The following is a 16,893-nucleotide window of genomic DNA, read 5'->3' on the forward strand; positions in this document are numbered from 1 at the left end:
ACAAAGCAAGAATAAACATGAATTGGGGGAATGACAAGATGAAAAAAAGAAAACGACTGTGGTCCTTAACTTTGGTGCTTCTTATGGTGTTCCTGAGCGCATGCAGTTCTGGCAATCAGGAGGAGAGCAGTACGGATAATAGTAACGGAAGTAAAGAGGAGTCCGGCAAGTCGATTACGTTGACAATGATGTTATCAGGCAACAAAGCGTCTGAGGGGGAGGATTTTGAGCTGGAGACCTTACCGCGCCTGGTCAAGGAGAAGTTCCCGAACATTACGCTGGAAGTACAGAAACTGCCTGACGACCAGTACAATACGTCCGTGCGAACCAAGCTAGCGGCCGGGCAGGGACCGGACATTTTCTGGATCTTTCCCAAAAATGCAGCCGGCGGTGTCATTGATTTCGCAAAAGCGGGATTCGCTGCCGATTTATCCGACCTGACGTTCTGGGATAACATCAGCCAAGGTGCGAAGGAGGATATGTCCTATGAGGGCAAACCTTATGGAGTGGCCGAAGGACTCGACTTCCTTGGCGTTTATTACAACAAGGAATTATTACAGCAAGTAGGATATTCCGAGTTTCCGAAGGATTGGCCTTCGTTTCTGGAATTATGCCAGAAGCTGCAGGCTGCAGGTGTAACTCCAATCGCGATGGGCGATAAGGACCCTTGGATGATCCAATTCGGCATGTATCCGATTGCGGCCAACGTCGTGTATCCGGATGAGATGGATTTTGATGTCAAACTGCAAAACGGCGAAAAATCACTGACCGATCCAAAGTGGGTTCAAACCATCTCCAAGTACAAAGAGCTCTATGATAAAAACTATGTGGTTAAAAACTCACTTGGTATTGGAAGTGCCCAATCTGCACAGCTGTTCATCGACGGGAAAGCAGCCATGACCTTTACCGGAACGTGGGATTATGCTTCCATGACGTCCAAAGGCGCTGCAGACTTTACAAGAGGATTTGCATCTTTGCCAGGTAATGAGCCCGAAAAGCCTGTATTTGTATCAGCTGCAACGTCTGCGGGTTACGCTTTGAACGCGAAATCGGCAAATCTGGATGCTGCCAAGGAAGTACTGAATTACCTGTTCGATGGTGAATCAGATCTCTTTAAGGCATTTGTAGAAGCCAACAGTTCCATCAGCGTGTACAAAGACGTGGAACTGGAGAACGAACTGTTCAAGGAAGTCAATGACAACTATCAACAAACCGGAAACTCTGTCTACTTCAGCAACCAGATGTGGCCAGCCGGAGTGTCCGATGTCATGCAGTCAAAGTTTGCCGAGGTCATTGCTGGACAAAAAACAACACCTGAGGATGTGGCGAATGCCATGGAGACCAAGTTCAGAGAACTGTGGAAAAACTAGAACAAAATGATGCTGTCTGCCGCTAGGGGAAGAACGGTTAGCCTTTTTTCCCTAGGCGCAGGCCCTTCTTGGAAAGGATGGAGCAGAATGAGCTCTACTGTAATGAAAAAGTCCATGTACTGGTTTGCCTTGCCCGCATTAATCTTCTACCTGACCTTCTGGATATTCCCGATCCTGCGGTTGTTCCAGTACAGCATAACGGACTATAACGGGTACGCCCAAGTCTATAACTACATTGGGTTCGACAACTATAAGGAATTGTTCCGCAGCGATATCCTGGGTATTTCGTTAAAAAATACATTGATTTATACATTTGTCACCGTCATCGCCGGCAATATCATCGGGTTGGCACTGGCATTGCTGTTAAACATGAAAATAAGAGGAACCGGAATCTACCGTTCCCTGGCGTATATTCCCACATTGTTCAGTGCGATCGTTGTCGGATTTTTGTGGAGCTATGTCTATATGCCAGATTATGGGTTGATTTCCTCCTTTCTCGATAAACTGGGTATTGCCAATGAACTGAATTTCCTGGGGGATTATTCGACCGCGCTGTATTCCATTATTTTCGTGGAAATCTGGAAGACTATCGGAACCACCATGATTATCTTCCTCGCAGGGCTTCAAACCGTTCCTAACGACCTGCTGGAAGCTGGCCGGATTGACGGCTGCGGCTCCTGGAGACTGCTGCGGCATGTGAAGATTCCATTGCTGGCCACAGCAATTACAATCAACGTGACGTTAAGTTTGATCAATGGACTCAAAGCCTTTGACTTCCCGTTTATTATGACGAATGGTGGTCCTGGCACGGCTACCAATACGCTGATCTATACCATCTACAAGATGGCATTTACCGAACAGCTCTTTGGTAAAGCTTCCGCACTTGGTGTCATTTCATTTGCCGTGATTATCTTGATTACCGCCGTCTTTGTGCTGAAAATGAACAAACGGGAGGTGTCGGCATGACGCTTCGAAAATGGTTGGGAAAAGGGTCGGTTCAGATCGTCGTACTTGTCGTTATGGCCCTAAACCTTATTCCGCTGATTATCGCTTTTTCCACTTCGCTTCGCGATCCGAGCAATAATACGAATCCGCTCGCCCTGTTTCAGGAATTGTCTTTTGCAAGTTACAAATCAGCCTTCGAACGCATGCACTTTCCCGAGGCGCTCTGGAACAGCATTGTATTAACGGGCGTATCTGTCATATTCGTCGTCTTATTCGCAGCCATGGCTTCCTATCCAATGGCACGTTTGAAGACGAAGCTAAGCAAGTTCATGTATTTGTTTTTCTTGTCCGGACTCGTCGTACCTGCGCAAATGGTACTGATACCGATCGTGCAGATGATCAATGCGCTGCATATTCCGACGAATCAATATACGCCAATATTCATGTTCATTACGTGCAGTCTTCCGTTTTCGACTTTTCTATATACCGGCTTTATTCGAAGCGGTGTTCCTGAAGAGGTGGAGGAAGCGGCGCATATCGATGGGGCGGGGTTGTTCCAACGCTTCTGGACTGTGGTGTTCCCTTTGCTCATTCCAGTAACCGTATCGGTCATTATTACGCAAGGGGTCTGGATCTGGAACGATTATTTTTTCAACATGATCTTTATATCCGGAGCAGATGACTCTCCATTACCACTTGCGATGCTTGGCTTTTTGGGGGATCAGCAAAATCCCACGCAGTGGAATGTGCTGTTTGCAGCATGTTTTCTGTGTGCTTTCCCGTTGTTGATAGCGTTTTTGTTCCTGCAAAAATATTTCATTGGCGGCATGACCGTTGGGGCGGTCAAAGGATAGGGAGGATAGGTCCATGAATGAAAACATGATAAATAGAACCTGGCTAGACAAGGCAAAACAACTTGCTCCTGAGCTTCATCAGCAAAAGGTTTACCCGGAACGTATCGTAAATGTGGCTCCATATGAATCTGCTTTCCAAGGGTGGGGTGTTGATCCGTTGGGCTCAGCTAGTCAACTGTACGATCAAATTCTGAAGAAAGGTGACAGTATAACGCTCGATTTTGGCACTCATCATGTTGGTTATTTAACACTATCTCTTCAGAATGTGCGCAGTAACGCGGATGCACCGCTCAGGCTCAAACTGACGTTCGGTGAAATGCCATGCGAAGTCGGAGAAGATTTTAAGGAATACAAGGGGTGGCTTAGCCGCTCCTGGCTTCAGGACGAGATTATAAACGTGGACGTTCTGCCGGGAACGATCACGATGGATCGCCGTTATGCATTCCGGTATCTGAAGATTGACGTACTGGAAACCTCAATTCGCTATGATGTTCGGTTTACCGATCTGTACTGCACGACAGTGACTTCAGCTGATTTGGCACTAGTGCCTCCATTGCGGGAAGGCATCGATCAGGACATGGCAAACATTGACCGAGTTGCTGTGCAGACATTGCGGGATTGCATGCAAACCGTTTTTGAGGATGGCCCCAAGCGCGATCGCCGTTTATGGATCGGAGACCTCCGGCTGCAGGCCCTCGTAAACTACGAAACATTTGGCTACAACGATCTTGTCAAACGCTGCCTGTATCTGTTTGCCGGAACAAGGTTGGAAGGCGGGAAAGTTGGGGGATGTTTGTATGAGCACCCTGAGCCTTATGTGGATGATATTTACCTATATGACTACGCGCTGTTTTTCATAGCAACCCTGTACGATTATTACGAAGCGACTGGGGATCGGGATACGCTGGAAGAACTCTGGCCGGTGGCATACGAGCAGATTCACATTTCACTTGCAAGACTAGACGAGCATGGACTTGTACAAGATGATGACACATGGTATTGCTTCCTCGATTGGCATGATGAACTCAACAAGCAGGCTGGTGCCCAGGCAGTGCTCATTTACAACATGAGAAGAGCATTGAAGATCGCCAATGATCTGGGAAAATCAGAGCATGAGGCCTGGATTAGGGTCCAAATTCAGAGGGCAATGAATGCAACGCTGTCATATTTATGGGACGAAGAACAGGAATACTTCATTAGTGGGGAAGCGAGACAGGTGTCCTGGGCATCTCAGGTATGGATGATTCTTGCGGAAGTTGTTGATGCGCCTATTGCCAGGAAACTGCTCGAACGACTGGAACACAACGGAAATGCCATCGGTATGACCACCCCGTATATGGTTCATCATTACGTAGATGCATTGGTTCTTTGTGGGGAAAGGGAAAAAGCCATGGAACAAATCCGAAAATATTGGGGCGGTATGCTAAAAGATGGAGCAGACACGTTTTGGGAGCTCTATGACCCGGGAGACAAAACGTTTTCTCCTTACGGCAGTAATTTGGTCAATAGCTATTGCCACGCATGGAGCTGTACTCCAAGTTATTTTATAAGACGGTATTTTTCATAGTTATGATTTCGAACTAAGTTCGAAGGAGCTGACCATTTTAGTTCTTTACTCATTCACTGACGGAAAACGATAGCCAACATAAAAGCAGCAGTCTCCCGTTTCGATTGAACGATTCAGAGACTGCTGCTTTTATGTTGGAATCCGCCTGCTAGACCCACAGACATTCAGCAAGATCCGTTATGTTGAAAATAAAGCTTCGGTTGCAACCGGTTGTTGGACTGACAGTGGCTGAAGAGCGATGGTCCGATCGATATGAATAAACACATCATAACGATCCGCCATGTTGGAAGGTATATAATTGCCGTATCGCTCATGATCAGGATTATATACCACACCAATCGCACGGTGGCCAATAGTTTTATGCAAGACGGAGGATGTATCGGAGAGCATGACCATGCCGTCCCGGCCTTCACCTGCCCGGTGCATGTAATTCCTCCCAGCTTCTTGGCTGTCCAGGTGGAACCATCATTTTCTCCACAGGATCTCCCCAAGCTCTTCCCGCGAGTACCTCCATGGAGGATTAGTAAAGTTCTCTTTCACTCTGTTAGAAAACAGTTAGCCAAACATCGATCCCCGCTAATCAGACCAACAATCTGCTTACAGTCCATTCAAGGTACACAACAAGGATTCCATTCCTAAAAATAGACGATTAACTCCACCTGAATGTCTGATGATAATTGTCGATCCACATTGATCAAAGCCCAATTGGGCGTTCGCCGCAATCTAATCCTGCGACATATACAGGTTTGTTTGACCTTATCCGTTCCCATTATGCACTTACAAGTGAAGCAAAAGTACGTGGGTACGAAGCGAGAGGATTCTCTTTTAATGTAAAGGGGGGACGATGTGAAGCTTGTACTGGAGATGGTGTATTTAAAATCCGAATGCATTTTCTTCCTGATGTATTTGTTCCTTGTGAGGTGTGCAAAGGGAAACGATTTAACCGTGAAACTTTGGAAATCTATTACAAGGAGGAAAATATTGCGGATGTGTTGGCTATGACCGCTGAAGAAGCTTTAACGTTCTTCGAAAACATGCCGAAAATTCGTAAAAGAATTGAAGCAATTTGCAAAGTGAGGCTGGGTTATGTCCAACTGGGACAAGCATCCACAACGTTATCTGGAGGAGAAGCTCAGCGGGTAAAGCTTGCAGCAGAACTTTTAAAGCCAGCCACTGGGAAAACCCTATATGTGATGGACGAACCGACCACAGGCTTTCCTCTGACAGTTAAGTAGACCATGTGCCTTCTAGCGGGGAGGAATCACAGAGTTTAAGTTAAATTTGCTTTCTGTATTTGTGTGTCGATTATTAACTGCTTTATGTAACTGTTACATTTGTTATCTCCATTTGTAGAGAGTGATGAGTTGATGCCTTCTATACAATTTTAGATATCTCTTTCCATAGTATCTCTTTCCATAGTATCTCTTTCCATAGTATCCCTTTCCATTGGAAGATTCTAGCAGTTATTAAATCTGCCTACTAAGCTAGTATATTATCTCATCTTAAAACTTATTAAAAGTTACCTAGCATAACTATGATATAGAACCTTGAAAAGGGGAGTATTAATAACATAAAACGGGGTATCGTCGCAGAAAATTTCTACTTGCATTTCATTATACATTTTGTGATATCATTATTCCACAAATGAAAAAAGGAGGTATTTATTGCTTATTTTGTTACTTTATGTTTTGATCCTTATTTATTCAAATTCGACTAAAAGGAGTTAACTAACGTGGAAAATATCATGACTTCTATGTGGAAACCGTTTGAGATTGGGAGTTTAAAACTAAAGAATCGAGTTGTCATGGCTCCAATGACTCGATGTTTTTCACCAGAAGGAATACCCAATCCTGATGTGGCAGCATACTACCGGCGTAGAGCTGAAAATGAAGTTGGTTTAATCATCACGGAAGGTGTCCTAATAGATCATGAAGTTGCAGGTGCAGAACACGATGTGCCTCATTTATTTGGGGAAAAAGCATTGCAAGAGTGGGCTCATATTGTTGAGGAAGTCCATAAAGTTGGCGGGAAAATTGCCCCACAGATATGGCACACTGGAATGGCAAGAGATCCTAATAAGTTTCCTCTCTCAAATGCTAAACCGGTTGGTCCTTCAGGTATAAATTATGAAGGTAAGCCAAGTTCTGAACCTCTATCAATCGATGAGATTGATCAAATCATAAAAAAATATGCAGAAGCTGCAGAAAATGCAAAGAATCTAGGTTTTGATGCTGTTGAAATACACGGAGCACACGGCTATCTTATTGACCAATTTTTTGCAGAGTCTTTTAATAAAAGGACGGATGAATACGGCGGTGATTTAGTACAGCGTACCCGCTTTGCTGTTAAGGTGATTAAAGCAGTTAGAGCAGCAACTGCTCCTGACTTTCCGATCATTTTCCGATTTTCTCAATGGAAGTTAAATGACTACGACTATAAACTAGCTAATAGTCCAGAAGAGTTAAAGAGCTTTCTAGTACCGCTTGTCGAAGCTGGTGTTGATATTTTCCATGCATCGACTCGTCGCTTTTGGGAGGCTGAATTTGAAGGGTCGAATCTCAATTTAGCGGCATGGACTAAAAAAATTACTGGAAAGCCAGTCATTTCAGTGGGATCTGTAGGTTTAACTGCTCAGTTAACTAAAAACATCGATGAAACAGAGGAGAATGACACAACTGCTCATTTAGAAGAACTGTGGAATAAACTAGACAAAGAAGACTTCGACTTAATCGCAATCGGTCGTGCTTTGATTGGGGATCCAGCATGGGTAACAAAAATAAAAAATGGTAAGGAAAAAGAAGTTCAAGTTTTCAAAAAAAAGGATTTGAGTACTTTATTTTGATTAAAAAGATTAGTAGAAAAGCGAGAACACTTACGTGATCTTGCTTTTCTTTTTTTGTATAATAGCAACTAAACCATGTTTTACTTCTATACCCCACTTAGTCATGATGCGTTAGTTTAAAATTGATGGGTGTTTAGGTCATTAGATGTCGTTGGGTTCACTAGCCTATTTGGCGATATAACAAATTTTTAAATATTTTAATCAAGAACTAGTTGTTGCGCACATCTATTTTGAAAATACTATTGTGGAAAATACAAAACAAAACGAGATTTTTTTTGAAAAAGTGGACAAAGGTTTCATTTATATATTTTTAATTAAAAATGTTCGTGTTTGTTGATAAAGATTTAACTGTAAGGGGGTTACAAAGACAAGATGAAACGTATTCTTCATGCATTTGTTTCTCAAAAGTAAGCGATAATCTTATTACACGAGCTGTTTGTACAGAACTAGAAGATTACAAATTATTATCATAACAATGTAAGGAAAAAACTAAAATTATTAATGAAATCACTCAGCCCGATGGTCTATCGTTGAGGATTTCTGAATTAGTTAGAGAGGATAAAGTTCTGAAAGATCAAAATAACTTATTTAACAAGTGCACTGGCTTGTAAGCCAGTTATTTTGTGTGAAAGTGAAGAAGATTCCTTTACCAATTAACTTAATAATTCCTGAATATAGAATAATTAAAACGGGTTACATTTGTATAAATTATCTGACGCCTTTATAAACGGTATAAGGGAGAAAGCAGATGAAGATCCAGTTTCCAATGGAAAGTGGCATCGTGCCTATCTAGAATCCACGATACTAGATAGTAATTCTTCTATCAAAGTTGTTTCTGTGTATACAGCGGCTTTGTTTACAGATCCGATTATGCTTTCAGCTTTTAAAGAGAATATTGAAAGTTTATACGAAGAATTGAGCAAGGATGGATTGGATGAGGTTACAGCTGCGATCATAAGATTGGCTATTGATGGATTATGGTATTCGGAACTAATTAGAGTAGGGAATTTGAACAATGAAATGAAAGAAATAGTATATGAACAATTAGCTTCGACGATCAATAGTAAATAACTAACATTCACATCTTAAAGGAGCGATTCAATGTTGATAATTATTGGTTTTAGCATAGTCTTAATACCGGAATTAGTCTAATATTATGGTGGGTAAATAAAATATCGAAAGAGTAAGAATCACTATTCAACAACTAAATAATCTGCCTTTACGAATTAATGCGCTTGATGAATTTAAATAAAGTATAGACCAAGGAAATAATCCTTGGTCTATACTGCGTTATCAAATACATGCGATTGCCCGCACCACGGGCAAACTACAATCGGTACAATGTCGATTAGAATATGATATCTGTTTCATTAAGCTAACGGGCAGGTTAGTTGAAAATAATAAAGATAGCTACTGACACATTCTTAATATAATTGTTGAGATATTATGTTACTTATTTATGGTGAATTAATAAAAAAAAGCCCTTATAAAAACTAAGGACTTTTTTGCTTCAGTTACCAATAGTGTAGGTATATGTTGCAGAAGATTCGTTGTCAGAATCTTCTAAAAGAACTTTCCACGATGTGTTGGCTCCCTGGGCCCAAGATCCTGGCCTCTGGCCCTTTTCATCAAAATTATCCGCCCAAACTTGTTGGGTTACATACTTACCATTAACAAGTTTTTGCCATGTTACAGTAAAATTATGTCCCGGCTCCCCATAAAAATCATAATAAACAGAGCTCCAACTTGTCTCTATAACGGAAGAAATATTATCAGTAACTGGAATCTTACTGTTTGTTTTGTCAACAAGTTCGACTGAGTTTGCAGTTGCATTCGGTACTTTGGTAGCGGTGGGTTCGGCATTGGCTGTTGAACTAATAAGCAGAATTAAAATAACAATTGAAGCATGGAATATCTTTTTCATAAGCACCAGCCCCTCCTAATAATTAGATACTACTATTTATTAGTAATAGGATGATCCTAACCTCCCTTTTTTATACCACTTTTTTACTTAGGTGGATAGAAGAGTACTATGATATGTTTGTATTAAACTAACGAAAAAGAATCAGTTAAATTCTCAAATCTTTAAGCTAACGGGAAACAATAGTGTAATCAAGCCAAGTAAGCAGCTGATCCCTTTGATCGTCTGCTTTAATTCAACTACGGGCAGGTTAGTTTAACATAATAATTGTTTGTGTTGTATTATCTAGGTAAGGAGAGGACGATTTGAAGGTTTTTAAGTTAATTAAACATTCTAAAGTTAAATTGTTGGAAGCGGTGGAAGAGGAATCTCATCCAATAAATAGTTCATTTGAAGGTGGATCAAAATTAGAAGGTTGGACAAAAATTGATGTAGAGACTCTTTATAAAAGAGTTTATAGCGATTTCCCTCATTATATTATTGGTCAACCCGTTGTTTCAGAGCGGTTAAGCTTATGATGGAGAAAGATCACATTCTGCTAAACAAAGTAGAGTTTCTGCCATTATGTAATGAAGATAAAAATATATTTATGATAAATGTTACGAATGTACTGGATTGTGTGGATTATCTTCGTTCAGATATTCGTAGATTTAAAGATGGATCGTGGATGAGTTTCGAAAATTTGGTGTTTGATAAAGCTAAAATACCTGAAAATACATATATTTTTAAAATTAAGGAAACAGCTGCCGTGGAAGTATTTATTACAGATAAGTTTTAAGACTGGGTGGAGAAAAATAAGCTGAAAGGGTTGGATTTTTCAGTAGTATATGATCTCGAGAAGACAGAGGGAGAAGAGCAGAAACAACGAATAGCATATGAATCTGTCTTGGAACAAATTGAGCAGAATAAGGGAGAGGAATTTAGCTACGATGAAGCTCGCGAACTGATAAGCAAAGGTTATTCTATGGCAAGTGGTGCTTACAAAATGCAGTTGGATGACCAGGAGCGATTCTGGTTGGGGGATTTAACCAAAGCGTTAATGTATCAGTGGATCATGCCTGTGTATATCCCTCCAGTGTTACTTTTGCAGAAGTGGCACAAGATAGAGCCCTTTAATATTGAGGAGTAATAGAAATCAGCAGCTGATTCATGAGATCGGCTGCTTTTGTTCAACTAACGGGCAGTTTAACAGAACAACTCCTTTATACATAAAACTCATCCATATGAGGAATAATCATGGTGAGGTGATTGTATGAGAAAGATTTTTATGTCTATTCTAGTCCTTTCTATTGGGGCTATATTATCCATTCCGTCAGTAAGTGCAGCTCATCCGCATGATGAAGCGACTAAAGGTAAGGATTCCATTGAATGGGTTGCATTATGGAGATTCCCACAAACTAGAGAAGAACAATTGGAGCGTATGTTAACGACTGAATTACAAAGGAAGACACTATTTGCGCTCCAAGAAAAACAATACTTAAAGACAGGGAAAGAAAATGTTTATAGCATTGACCCGTTTCAAGTGGCGAATATGAGAACGGTAGATGGTGGTTTTTATGTATTGGATGTAATAGCAAGTGTTCACAAGGTTATTAACAATGAGGTAGACAAGAAAGTAGAAAAATATCAAATAACTTTCCGCCACAGTTACGATTTAGGATTTGTCGTCATGAATGTAGTGAAAAAATAAACCACCATAAGTTGTTAAACTAACGGGAAATGTTAATGTTACAATATAAAGAAAGCAGCTGGTCAATGTGATCAGCTGCTTTTGTTCAACTAACGGGCAGGTTAGGTTAATTTATCGTGTTCAAGTAATTCGTTAACCTAGGTAGTATAAGATCAATACGGCTCGATGTTTATAATAATTTTTCCATAGCCATCACATCTACAAATTTTCCTTCCAGATAGCCTTGATTCTGAAATACACCTACTTCTCGGTATCCAGCTTTATGATATAGGCTCTGACCAAGCGTATTAAATGGAAAGGTGAAAAGAACAAACTTATAAAAGTTATTCTGTTTACCGATTTCCTCTAATTTCTGAAGCAACCGATTGCCTATTCCTTTACCACGATGATCACGATGGATATAAATGGAGAGGTCACCGACACCGTCATACGCGCTTCTAGAATTATATGAATTAATAGAAGCCCATCCAACCACTTGATCATTTTGTTCGGCTATAAGCACCGAGTGACGCCCCTGGTGCTTGTTAAACCATTCAGACATGTAAGCTTCATCTTTTATATCTGTTTCTAGCGTGGCAATGCGGTCTTCAATACCTTGGTTATAGATAGTTAAAATGCTTCCCAGATCCACTTCGGTAGCTTGCCGCAGAATTACCATGTTGATCACTCCTATGTTGTTTTTGTATATGTTTATATATCACAATGTAATTTGAAATGGGAAGGAAAAAAAAACATTTGCAATTTGCAAATAATACGGGTATAACTATAACAAGAGGTGAGGTAATTGGAAAACAACGTAAGAGAAATGTTTCAGATCATGACACGGCGATTTGGATTGTTGGATAAAAACTGTTGCACCGCAGGAGGATTAGATATTTCACTTGTTCAGAGTCATATCATTTATGAAATTGATCGTAAACATAATCCATCCATTCAGCAAGTGGCAGATGCACTCTCCATTGACATCACGACCTTTAGCCGCCAAGTTCAAAGTCTCGTAAAATTGGGTTTGGTTCAAAAAAAACCCTTACCTGAAGATCGACGGATTTACATATTATCCTTGACTACACAAGGTAAGTTTGTTGCTACGGTCATTGATGAGCAGATGAATGATTATTTAAAAGAAGTCTTTTCGCATATGTCTGAGTTTGAACGGGATATGGTCATCAACGCCGTCAAACTGCTAAACGAAAGCATGGCGAAATCCAGCGTATGCTGTACACCACTGGGATAATACTTATCCCATTTATTTAATACAATACTTGCAAAATGCAATTAATTATGAGGAGGAAACTTAAATGATTAAAAATATTCCTGTGAATCAAGTAGACTGCTGCGAAGCACCTGTACAAGAGAAGGGCAAATTACCTGTTGCAATTATTGGAGCTGGACCGGTTGGTCTTGCGGCAGCGGCACAACTCATTTCAAAAGGTGAGCCGTTTATGTTGTTTGAAGCTGGAGATGAAGTAGGGGCAAACATTAGAAAATGGGAACATGTACGACTGTTCTCGCCATGGCAATATAACATCGATAAAGCTGCTAAAGAGTTACTGCTATCGGCGAATTGGGTTGCTCCACAAAACGAAAAGATCCCAACGGGTAAGGAAATTGTTGAGCATTATCTAAAACCTTTGGCTGCGCTACCTGAATTAAGTCCAAATGTACACTTGAATACGAAAGTTACTGCGATCAGTCGCAAAGGGTTAAGTAAAGTGAAAACAAGTGGGCGTGAGAAACTGCCGTTTGTGATCCATGTTGAACAAAACGGATCTTCGTTTATTTATGAAGCGCGGGCTGTTATCGATGCTTCTGGGACATGGTCCAATCCCAACCCGCTTCGTTCAGACGGTATATTTTCAGAAGAGGAAAAAGCGCTTAATAGTCAAATTTCATACGGTATTCCTGCTGTATTAGGAAGAGAGAGAAATCGTTATAGCGGCAAGAAGGTGCTTGTTGTAGGAAGCGGACATTCTGCGATCAACACGTTGCTTGAACTTGCCCAGCTTCAAAAAGAGGAGTCGGGAACTGAAATCGTTTGGGCTATTCGCAAGGCGAATATTGAGGATGTTTATGGAGGACGAGAATTAGATGGGCTTCAGGCAAGGGGGGAACTGGGTACTCGCATTCAAAAGGTGGTTGAATCCGGTGCCGTAAAGGGCCTGACAGGATTCCATATTGAAGAACTTCAAAAACAAGGTGAACAGATCCAGGTTACCGGAACCATTAAAGATGAAAAAGTGGTTATAGATCACATCGATGAAATTGTAGGTAACACAGGCTCTCGTCCTGACTTATCAATGGTGAGAGAAGTTCGGGTATTAACCGACCCAAGCTTAGACTGTGTTTATGAGCTTGCACCATTGATTGACCCCAATGTACACAGCTGCGGTACAGTTCGACCACATGGCGAAAAAGAACTGCGTCAACCTGAAAAGGACTTTTATATCGTGGGTGCCAAAAGTTATGGAAGAGCGCCAACCTTCCTAATGGCAACGGGATATGAGCAAGTCAGATCCATTGTAGCGGCTTTGGTGGGAGATATGGAGTCAGCTCAAAAAGTAGAACTGGAACTGCCGGAGACGGGGGTTTGCAGTCTTGGTGCTAATAGCAAGGACAGCTGCTGTGAACCGGTTCAAGTGGAGGAAACATCATCTTCGAATTGCTGCTCTCCTTCAAAAACAGAAAAGGCAGGATCAAATTCTTGCTGCGGATAAACCAGAATTTAAAGCTACTGCATCCGGAACGTGATGCAGTAGCTTTTTTATAGAAGGAGGGAGAGAAATGAAAAACATGATTTATGATTGCATCGTTATTGGTGGTGGTCAATCCGGTTTGGCAGCAGCCTACTACTTACAAGAAGCTAAACGGAACTTTATCTTACTGGAAAAGAGTGAAGAGCATTTAGGATCATGGGCAAATTATTATGATAGCTTAACGTTGTTCTCACCTGCGTCGTATTCCTCATTGCCAGGACTCGCATTTCCAGGCGGTGCAAATGTATATCCGCGTAGAGATGAGGTTGTTCAATACTTAAAGTCCTACGCAGCTACATTTAATTTTCCAATATACACAGGGCAAGAAGTAATTAAGGTGGATAAGGAAAGCGATATCTATACAGTCCATACCTCAAGCGGAGAACAGTTTCGAACACGGTCCATCATTTGTGCAAGTGGGGCATTCGTAAATCCTCATATTCCAGACATTCCTGGCATGCATGAATTTAAGGGGGAAATGCTTCATGCCAAAGACTACCGAAATGAGAAAGAGTTTAAAAATAAACGGATCATTGTAGTGGGAGGAGGCAATTCAGCGGTCCAAATAGCGGTTGAACTTGCTAGGACGGCTCATGTAACGATTGCATCCAGAAGACCGATCAAATTCAAGCCGCAGGTCATTGCGGGGAAAGATATTCACTTTTGGCTAACCATACTTAGGCTTGATCAATCAACTTGGGGGAAACGGCTATTGCAAAAAAGCAGTGACGGTGTCCTTGATACAGGTATATATAAAAATGCTATCGATCAAGGTAAGCCAGATACCAAACTGATGTTTAAAGCCTTTACGGAAAATGGGATAGTGTGGGCAGATGAGACTCGTGAAGATGTGGATGTCGTTCTTTTTGCCACAGGTTATATTCCGAATTTCGAATATCTTAGTGGATTGAACATTCTTGACTCATTAGGTGTACCTTGAAATACCATGCACTTATTGCTGAACAAGTTTTTAGGGCGGAGCTGCCGACGTAGAGGCAATGGTTTTGAACGAAGGCATTGAGGTCGTGGTGGATCTTCGAGAAGAAGCAACAGAGTGTGCGTATCCAGCAGATCATGTGAAGTGGGTAAAGGTTCCGCTTGATGACGATACGAAAGAACATGAAGCCGAGCTTTTCAAACAAGCCATTCATGAGGTTGTCAGAGCGTATAATGCCGGCAAGAAAGTTGCCTTTCACTGTGGAGGAGGCAAAGGTAGAACAGGGACCGTAGCAGCTGGCACTCTGTTAGAACTAGGGTTAGCCAGTTCCATTGAGGATGCTGAGTTAAAGGCAAAAACCATCAGAAGTATCATCAATATTAAGCCAATGCAAAAGGAACTATTAAAGAAATTATACTAAAACAATGATCTTAACCGTTAAACTAACGGGAAACGTTAGTTCAACAAACAATGGGCAGTCTATAATTCCTAGACTGCTCGTTTTTTGCTTAGCTATCCATTTGTTCGTGAAGGTACTAAGACCAAACGTAAGTGCTCATCACATGTTGTAGGCAAAGAAAATTAAAACGTAAGTGAATCAAAGGGAAAACTTAGGGTAATGGCCAAGAAGCAGAGTTTGACAGCACTCAACTCATACATCAGGAAAAAGATTATTAAAGTAAATCACTTGAGTATGCAAAGAACAGATCTTTCCGCTAAAACAGTTAGTCAAATCATCTCTGGTTAAAAAGAAAGACAGCTGAAATTGAGGAAGAAGAGAAGAAAAGGCAAGAAGAGATCTAAACGAAAACAGAAAGAAGCTGAGAGGGAAAACAAGCACAGTTAAAGCTTTTGGATGAGTCAATGAATCAGGATTTGCCCGAAGGACACTTGCAGATTGAGATTGAGGATATAACTAGGACAGTAATGAGTTCAAAATACCATTTTCAGCAATAATTCAAGCAGTTAGTACTAATGATTTTGTAAAATTATCCGATTTTAATATAGAAAGGAGTTGAATATCATTTTTCGAATTTTTCTACTTATTGGGACTGCTATATTAAGTGTTTGCGGTGGATTAGTTTTCTTTAATTTTTTTATTACACTTCTGTTAACTACTGGAGAGGGATTTATTGCTTTTGAGGGACCACCAAAATTACATACCATCATGTATCTTTTATTAACGCTCCTACCTTTTATTGTCGCTTTATATGTTCTAAATAGGAAGGGACAATACATAGCAATGAATACGATCTTTTTTTCTTTTATCTCCGCATTTTTTATAAGGTTTATCTGGATTGCTATATAACTTCAATCACCGAGTTAATAAACTACTAAGACCCATTGATCAAAATATTAGATTTTCTCCAAATTTTAATAAAAACAATGCACTAAAAACTTATCTCTTATTTTTGGTGCGGAATTACCTGGCTTTGGGGCACCGCGGGATAAGAACATATTCCTATTGCTGATTAGGCGTACATTTAATAGTTATTTTGCCCGTTAATCCATTCAACTAACGGGCAGGTTAGTTTTAAAGCAGTATGATAGAATCAAATTAAAAAAGAAGGTGGAAGTTTGATAGTTCCAGAGTTAAAGTTCACACATGTAATGTCAGAAGAATGGGTTGATCCTGATGAATTTTACGTTTGTTTAGATGCCTTTATAGGTGAAGTCGGAAGTAAAGGATGAGGTATTTAGATTCTATATTGTCAGCCCTAAGTGGTTATTGAAAGTACTAGAAGGTTCAGATAAAATTGAACTAGGACGAGGATACTTAATTACAAGTGATTATAATATTTCAAAAGTAGAGTATCGTATAAATACAATCTTAGGAAATTGTCAAAGAACTTTTTGGGATGATGTAATTCATGGCATTTCTCGCTATGCAATTTGGGAATCTGAACAATGAAATTACAGGAAACGAGTTATTTTGAAGCCAAGGGAAAAGATAAGATGAAACGTAGAGGGACTCTTACGAAGCATACATATCGAATTTTCAAATTACGGGAAA

18 protein-coding genes and 1 pseudogene are annotated in these 16,893 nt (G+C 40.6%); 16 read left to right on the forward strand and 3 right to left on the reverse strand.

Annotated elements, in window-relative coordinates; genetic code table 11:
- The first annotated feature begins 38 nt into the window (after positions 1–38).
- The 4 genes from HP552_RS03545 (at position 39) to HP552_RS03560 (ending at position 4,736) form a co-directional block, all read left to right on the forward strand.
- The gene (locus tag HP552_RS03545; RefSeq protein WP_175394264.1) at positions 39–1,370 is read left to right on the forward strand and encodes an ABC transporter substrate-binding protein; all 1,332 of its coding nucleotides are present in this window, start codon (positions 39–41) and stop codon (positions 1,368–1,370) included.
- An 87-nt stretch (positions 1,371–1,457) separates the two neighbouring features.
- Positions 1,458–2,336, forward strand: a complete 879-nt coding sequence (locus HP552_RS03550; protein ID WP_175394265.1) for a carbohydrate ABC transporter permease — start codon at positions 1,458–1,460, stop codon at positions 2,334–2,336.
- On the forward strand, positions 2,333–3,169 hold the full coding sequence (locus tag HP552_RS03555; protein WP_175394266.1) for a carbohydrate ABC transporter permease: 837 nt from the start codon (positions 2,333–2,335) through the stop codon (positions 3,167–3,169). The genes HP552_RS03550 and HP552_RS03555 overlap by 4 nt, the downstream gene beginning before the upstream one ends.
- A gap of 13 nt (positions 3,170–3,182) precedes the next feature.
- Entirely contained in the window at positions 3,183–4,736 is a 1,554-nt protein-coding gene (locus HP552_RS03560) for an alpha-L-rhamnosidase-related protein (protein WP_175394267.1), read from the forward strand.
- Between the two features lie 177 nt (positions 4,737–4,913).
- Here HP552_RS03560 and HP552_RS03565 read toward each other — a convergent pair whose 3' ends face one another.
- Complete coding sequence (locus HP552_RS03565; protein WP_246310741.1) at positions 4,914–5,162, reverse strand: erythromycin esterase family protein; 249 nt, start codon at positions 5,160–5,162, stop codon at positions 4,914–4,916.
- A 257-nt stretch (positions 5,163–5,419) separates the two neighbouring features.
- Between HP552_RS03565 and HP552_RS03570 the strand changes: the two are divergent.
- From HP552_RS03570 to HP552_RS03580, 3 genes and pseudogenes are all read left to right on the forward strand, one after another.
- Positions 5,420–5,950: pseudogene (locus tag HP552_RS03570) on the forward strand (excinuclease ABC subunit UvrA); the annotation flags it as partial.
- Between the two features lie 530 nt (positions 5,951–6,480).
- Positions 6,481–7,578, forward strand: a complete 1,098-nt coding sequence (locus HP552_RS03575; RefSeq protein WP_175394298.1) for an NADH:flavin oxidoreductase — start codon at positions 6,481–6,483, stop codon at positions 7,576–7,578.
- A 699-nt stretch (positions 7,579–8,277) separates the two neighbouring features.
- A complete protein-coding gene (locus HP552_RS03580) occupies positions 8,278–8,649 on the forward strand; it encodes a hypothetical protein (protein WP_175394268.1) in 372 nt (123 codons plus the stop codon).
- Positions 8,650–9,088: 439 nt separating this feature from the next.
- On the opposite strand, the gene HP552_RS03585 is transcribed toward HP552_RS03580, so the two are convergent.
- Positions 9,089–9,502 carry a hypothetical protein gene (locus HP552_RS03585; RefSeq protein ID WP_175394269.1) on the reverse strand — a complete coding sequence of 138 codons (414 nt, stop codon included), beginning with the start codon at positions 9,500–9,502 and terminating at the stop codon, positions 9,089–9,091.
- A gap of 302 nt (positions 9,503–9,804) precedes the next feature.
- Between HP552_RS03585 and HP552_RS03590 the strand changes: the two genes are divergently transcribed.
- The 4 genes from HP552_RS03590 (at position 9,805) to HP552_RS03605 (ending at position 11,189) form a co-directional block, all read left to right on the forward strand.
- The gene (locus HP552_RS03590; RefSeq protein ID WP_175394270.1) at positions 9,805–10,017 is read left to right on the forward strand and encodes a hypothetical protein; all 213 of its coding nucleotides are present in this window, start codon (positions 9,805–9,807) and stop codon (positions 10,015–10,017) included.
- The gene (locus tag HP552_RS03595) at positions 10,014–10,277 is read left to right on the forward strand and encodes a hypothetical protein (protein ID WP_175394271.1); all 264 of its coding nucleotides are present in this window, start codon (positions 10,014–10,016) and stop codon (positions 10,275–10,277) included. The genes HP552_RS03590 and HP552_RS03595 overlap by 4 nt, the downstream gene beginning before the upstream one ends.
- A gap of 6 nt (positions 10,278–10,283) precedes the next feature.
- Positions 10,284–10,628 (forward strand): hypothetical protein, encoded by a 345-nt coding sequence (locus tag HP552_RS03600; RefSeq protein WP_175394272.1) that lies wholly within the window; start codon positions 10,284–10,286, stop codon positions 10,626–10,628.
- A 123-nt stretch (positions 10,629–10,751) separates the two neighbouring features.
- Positions 10,752–11,189, forward strand: a complete 438-nt coding sequence (locus HP552_RS03605; protein ID WP_175394273.1) for a hypothetical protein — start codon at positions 10,752–10,754, stop codon at positions 11,187–11,189.
- Positions 11,190–11,358: 169 nt separating this feature from the next.
- On the opposite strand, the gene HP552_RS03610 is transcribed toward HP552_RS03605, so the two are convergent.
- Positions 11,359–11,853, reverse strand: coding sequence for an arsinothricin resistance N-acetyltransferase ArsN1 family A (locus HP552_RS03610; protein ID WP_175394299.1), 495 nt, complete (start codon positions 11,851–11,853; stop codon positions 11,359–11,361).
- Between the two features lie 141 nt (positions 11,854–11,994).
- On the opposite strand from HP552_RS03610, the gene HP552_RS03615 reads away from it, so the two are divergent.
- The 5 genes from HP552_RS03615 (at position 11,995) to HP552_RS03635 (ending at position 16,791) form a co-directional block, all read left to right on the forward strand.
- Positions 11,995–12,423, forward strand: coding sequence for a MarR family winged helix-turn-helix transcriptional regulator (locus HP552_RS03615; RefSeq protein ID WP_175394300.1), 429 nt, complete (start codon positions 11,995–11,997; stop codon positions 12,421–12,423).
- A gap of 64 nt (positions 12,424–12,487) precedes the next feature.
- Complete coding sequence (locus HP552_RS03620; protein ID WP_175394274.1) at positions 12,488–13,903, forward strand: NAD(P)-binding domain-containing protein; 1,416 nt, start codon at positions 12,488–12,490, stop codon at positions 13,901–13,903.
- A 67-nt stretch (positions 13,904–13,970) separates the two neighbouring features.
- Complete coding sequence (locus HP552_RS03625; RefSeq protein WP_175394275.1) at positions 13,971–14,882, forward strand: flavin-containing monooxygenase; 912 nt, start codon at positions 13,971–13,973, stop codon at positions 14,880–14,882.
- Between the two features lie 64 nt (positions 14,883–14,946).
- Entirely contained in the window at positions 14,947–15,300 is a 354-nt protein-coding gene (locus HP552_RS03630; protein ID WP_246310742.1) for a protein-tyrosine phosphatase family protein, read from the forward strand.
- Positions 15,301–16,548: 1,248 nt separating this feature from the next.
- A complete protein-coding gene (locus tag HP552_RS03635; protein WP_175394277.1) occupies positions 16,549–16,791 on the forward strand; it encodes an Imm8 family immunity protein in 243 nt (80 codons plus the stop codon).
- The last annotated feature ends 102 nt before the right edge of the window (positions 16,792–16,893 follow it).

The sequence above is a fragment of the Paenibacillus xylanilyticus genome (assembly GCF_013359935.1).
Classification (GTDB): domain Bacteria; phylum Bacillota; class Bacilli; order Paenibacillales; family Paenibacillaceae; genus Paenibacillus; species Paenibacillus xylanilyticus.

Coding starts and splice junctions, on each gene's coding strand:
- HP552_RS03585 (WP_175394269.1), bottom strand. CDS start 9,502: ATGAAAAAGATATTCCATGCTTCAATTGTTATTTTAATTCTGCTTATT.
- HP552_RS03565 (WP_246310741.1), bottom strand. CDS start 5,162: ATGCACCGGGCAGGTGAAGGCCGGGACGGCATGGTCATGCTCTCCGAT.
- HP552_RS03620 (WP_175394274.1), top strand. CDS start 12,488: ATGATTAAAAATATTCCTGTGAATCAAGTAGACTGCTGCGAAGCACCT.
- HP552_RS03605 (WP_175394273.1), top strand. CDS start 10,752: ATGAGAAAGATTTTTATGTCTATTCTAGTCCTTTCTATTGGGGCTATA.
- HP552_RS03555 (WP_175394266.1), top strand. CDS start 2,333: ATGACGCTTCGAAAATGGTTGGGAAAAGGGTCGGTTCAGATCGTCGTA.
- HP552_RS03625 (WP_175394275.1), top strand. CDS start 13,971: ATGAAAAACATGATTTATGATTGCATCGTTATTGGTGGTGGTCAATCC.
- HP552_RS03595 (WP_175394271.1), top strand. CDS start 10,014: ATGATGGAGAAAGATCACATTCTGCTAAACAAAGTAGAGTTTCTGCCA.
- HP552_RS03560 (WP_175394267.1), top strand. CDS start 3,183: ATGAATGAAAACATGATAAATAGAACCTGGCTAGACAAGGCAAAACAA.
- HP552_RS03545 (WP_175394264.1), top strand. CDS start 39: ATGAAAAAAAGAAAACGACTGTGGTCCTTAACTTTGGTGCTTCTTATG.
- HP552_RS03550 (WP_175394265.1), top strand. CDS start 1,458: ATGAGCTCTACTGTAATGAAAAAGTCCATGTACTGGTTTGCCTTGCCC.
- HP552_RS03615 (WP_175394300.1), top strand. CDS start 11,995: ATGTTTCAGATCATGACACGGCGATTTGGATTGTTGGATAAAAACTGT.
- HP552_RS03575 (WP_175394298.1), top strand. CDS start 6,481: ATGACTTCTATGTGGAAACCGTTTGAGATTGGGAGTTTAAAACTAAAG.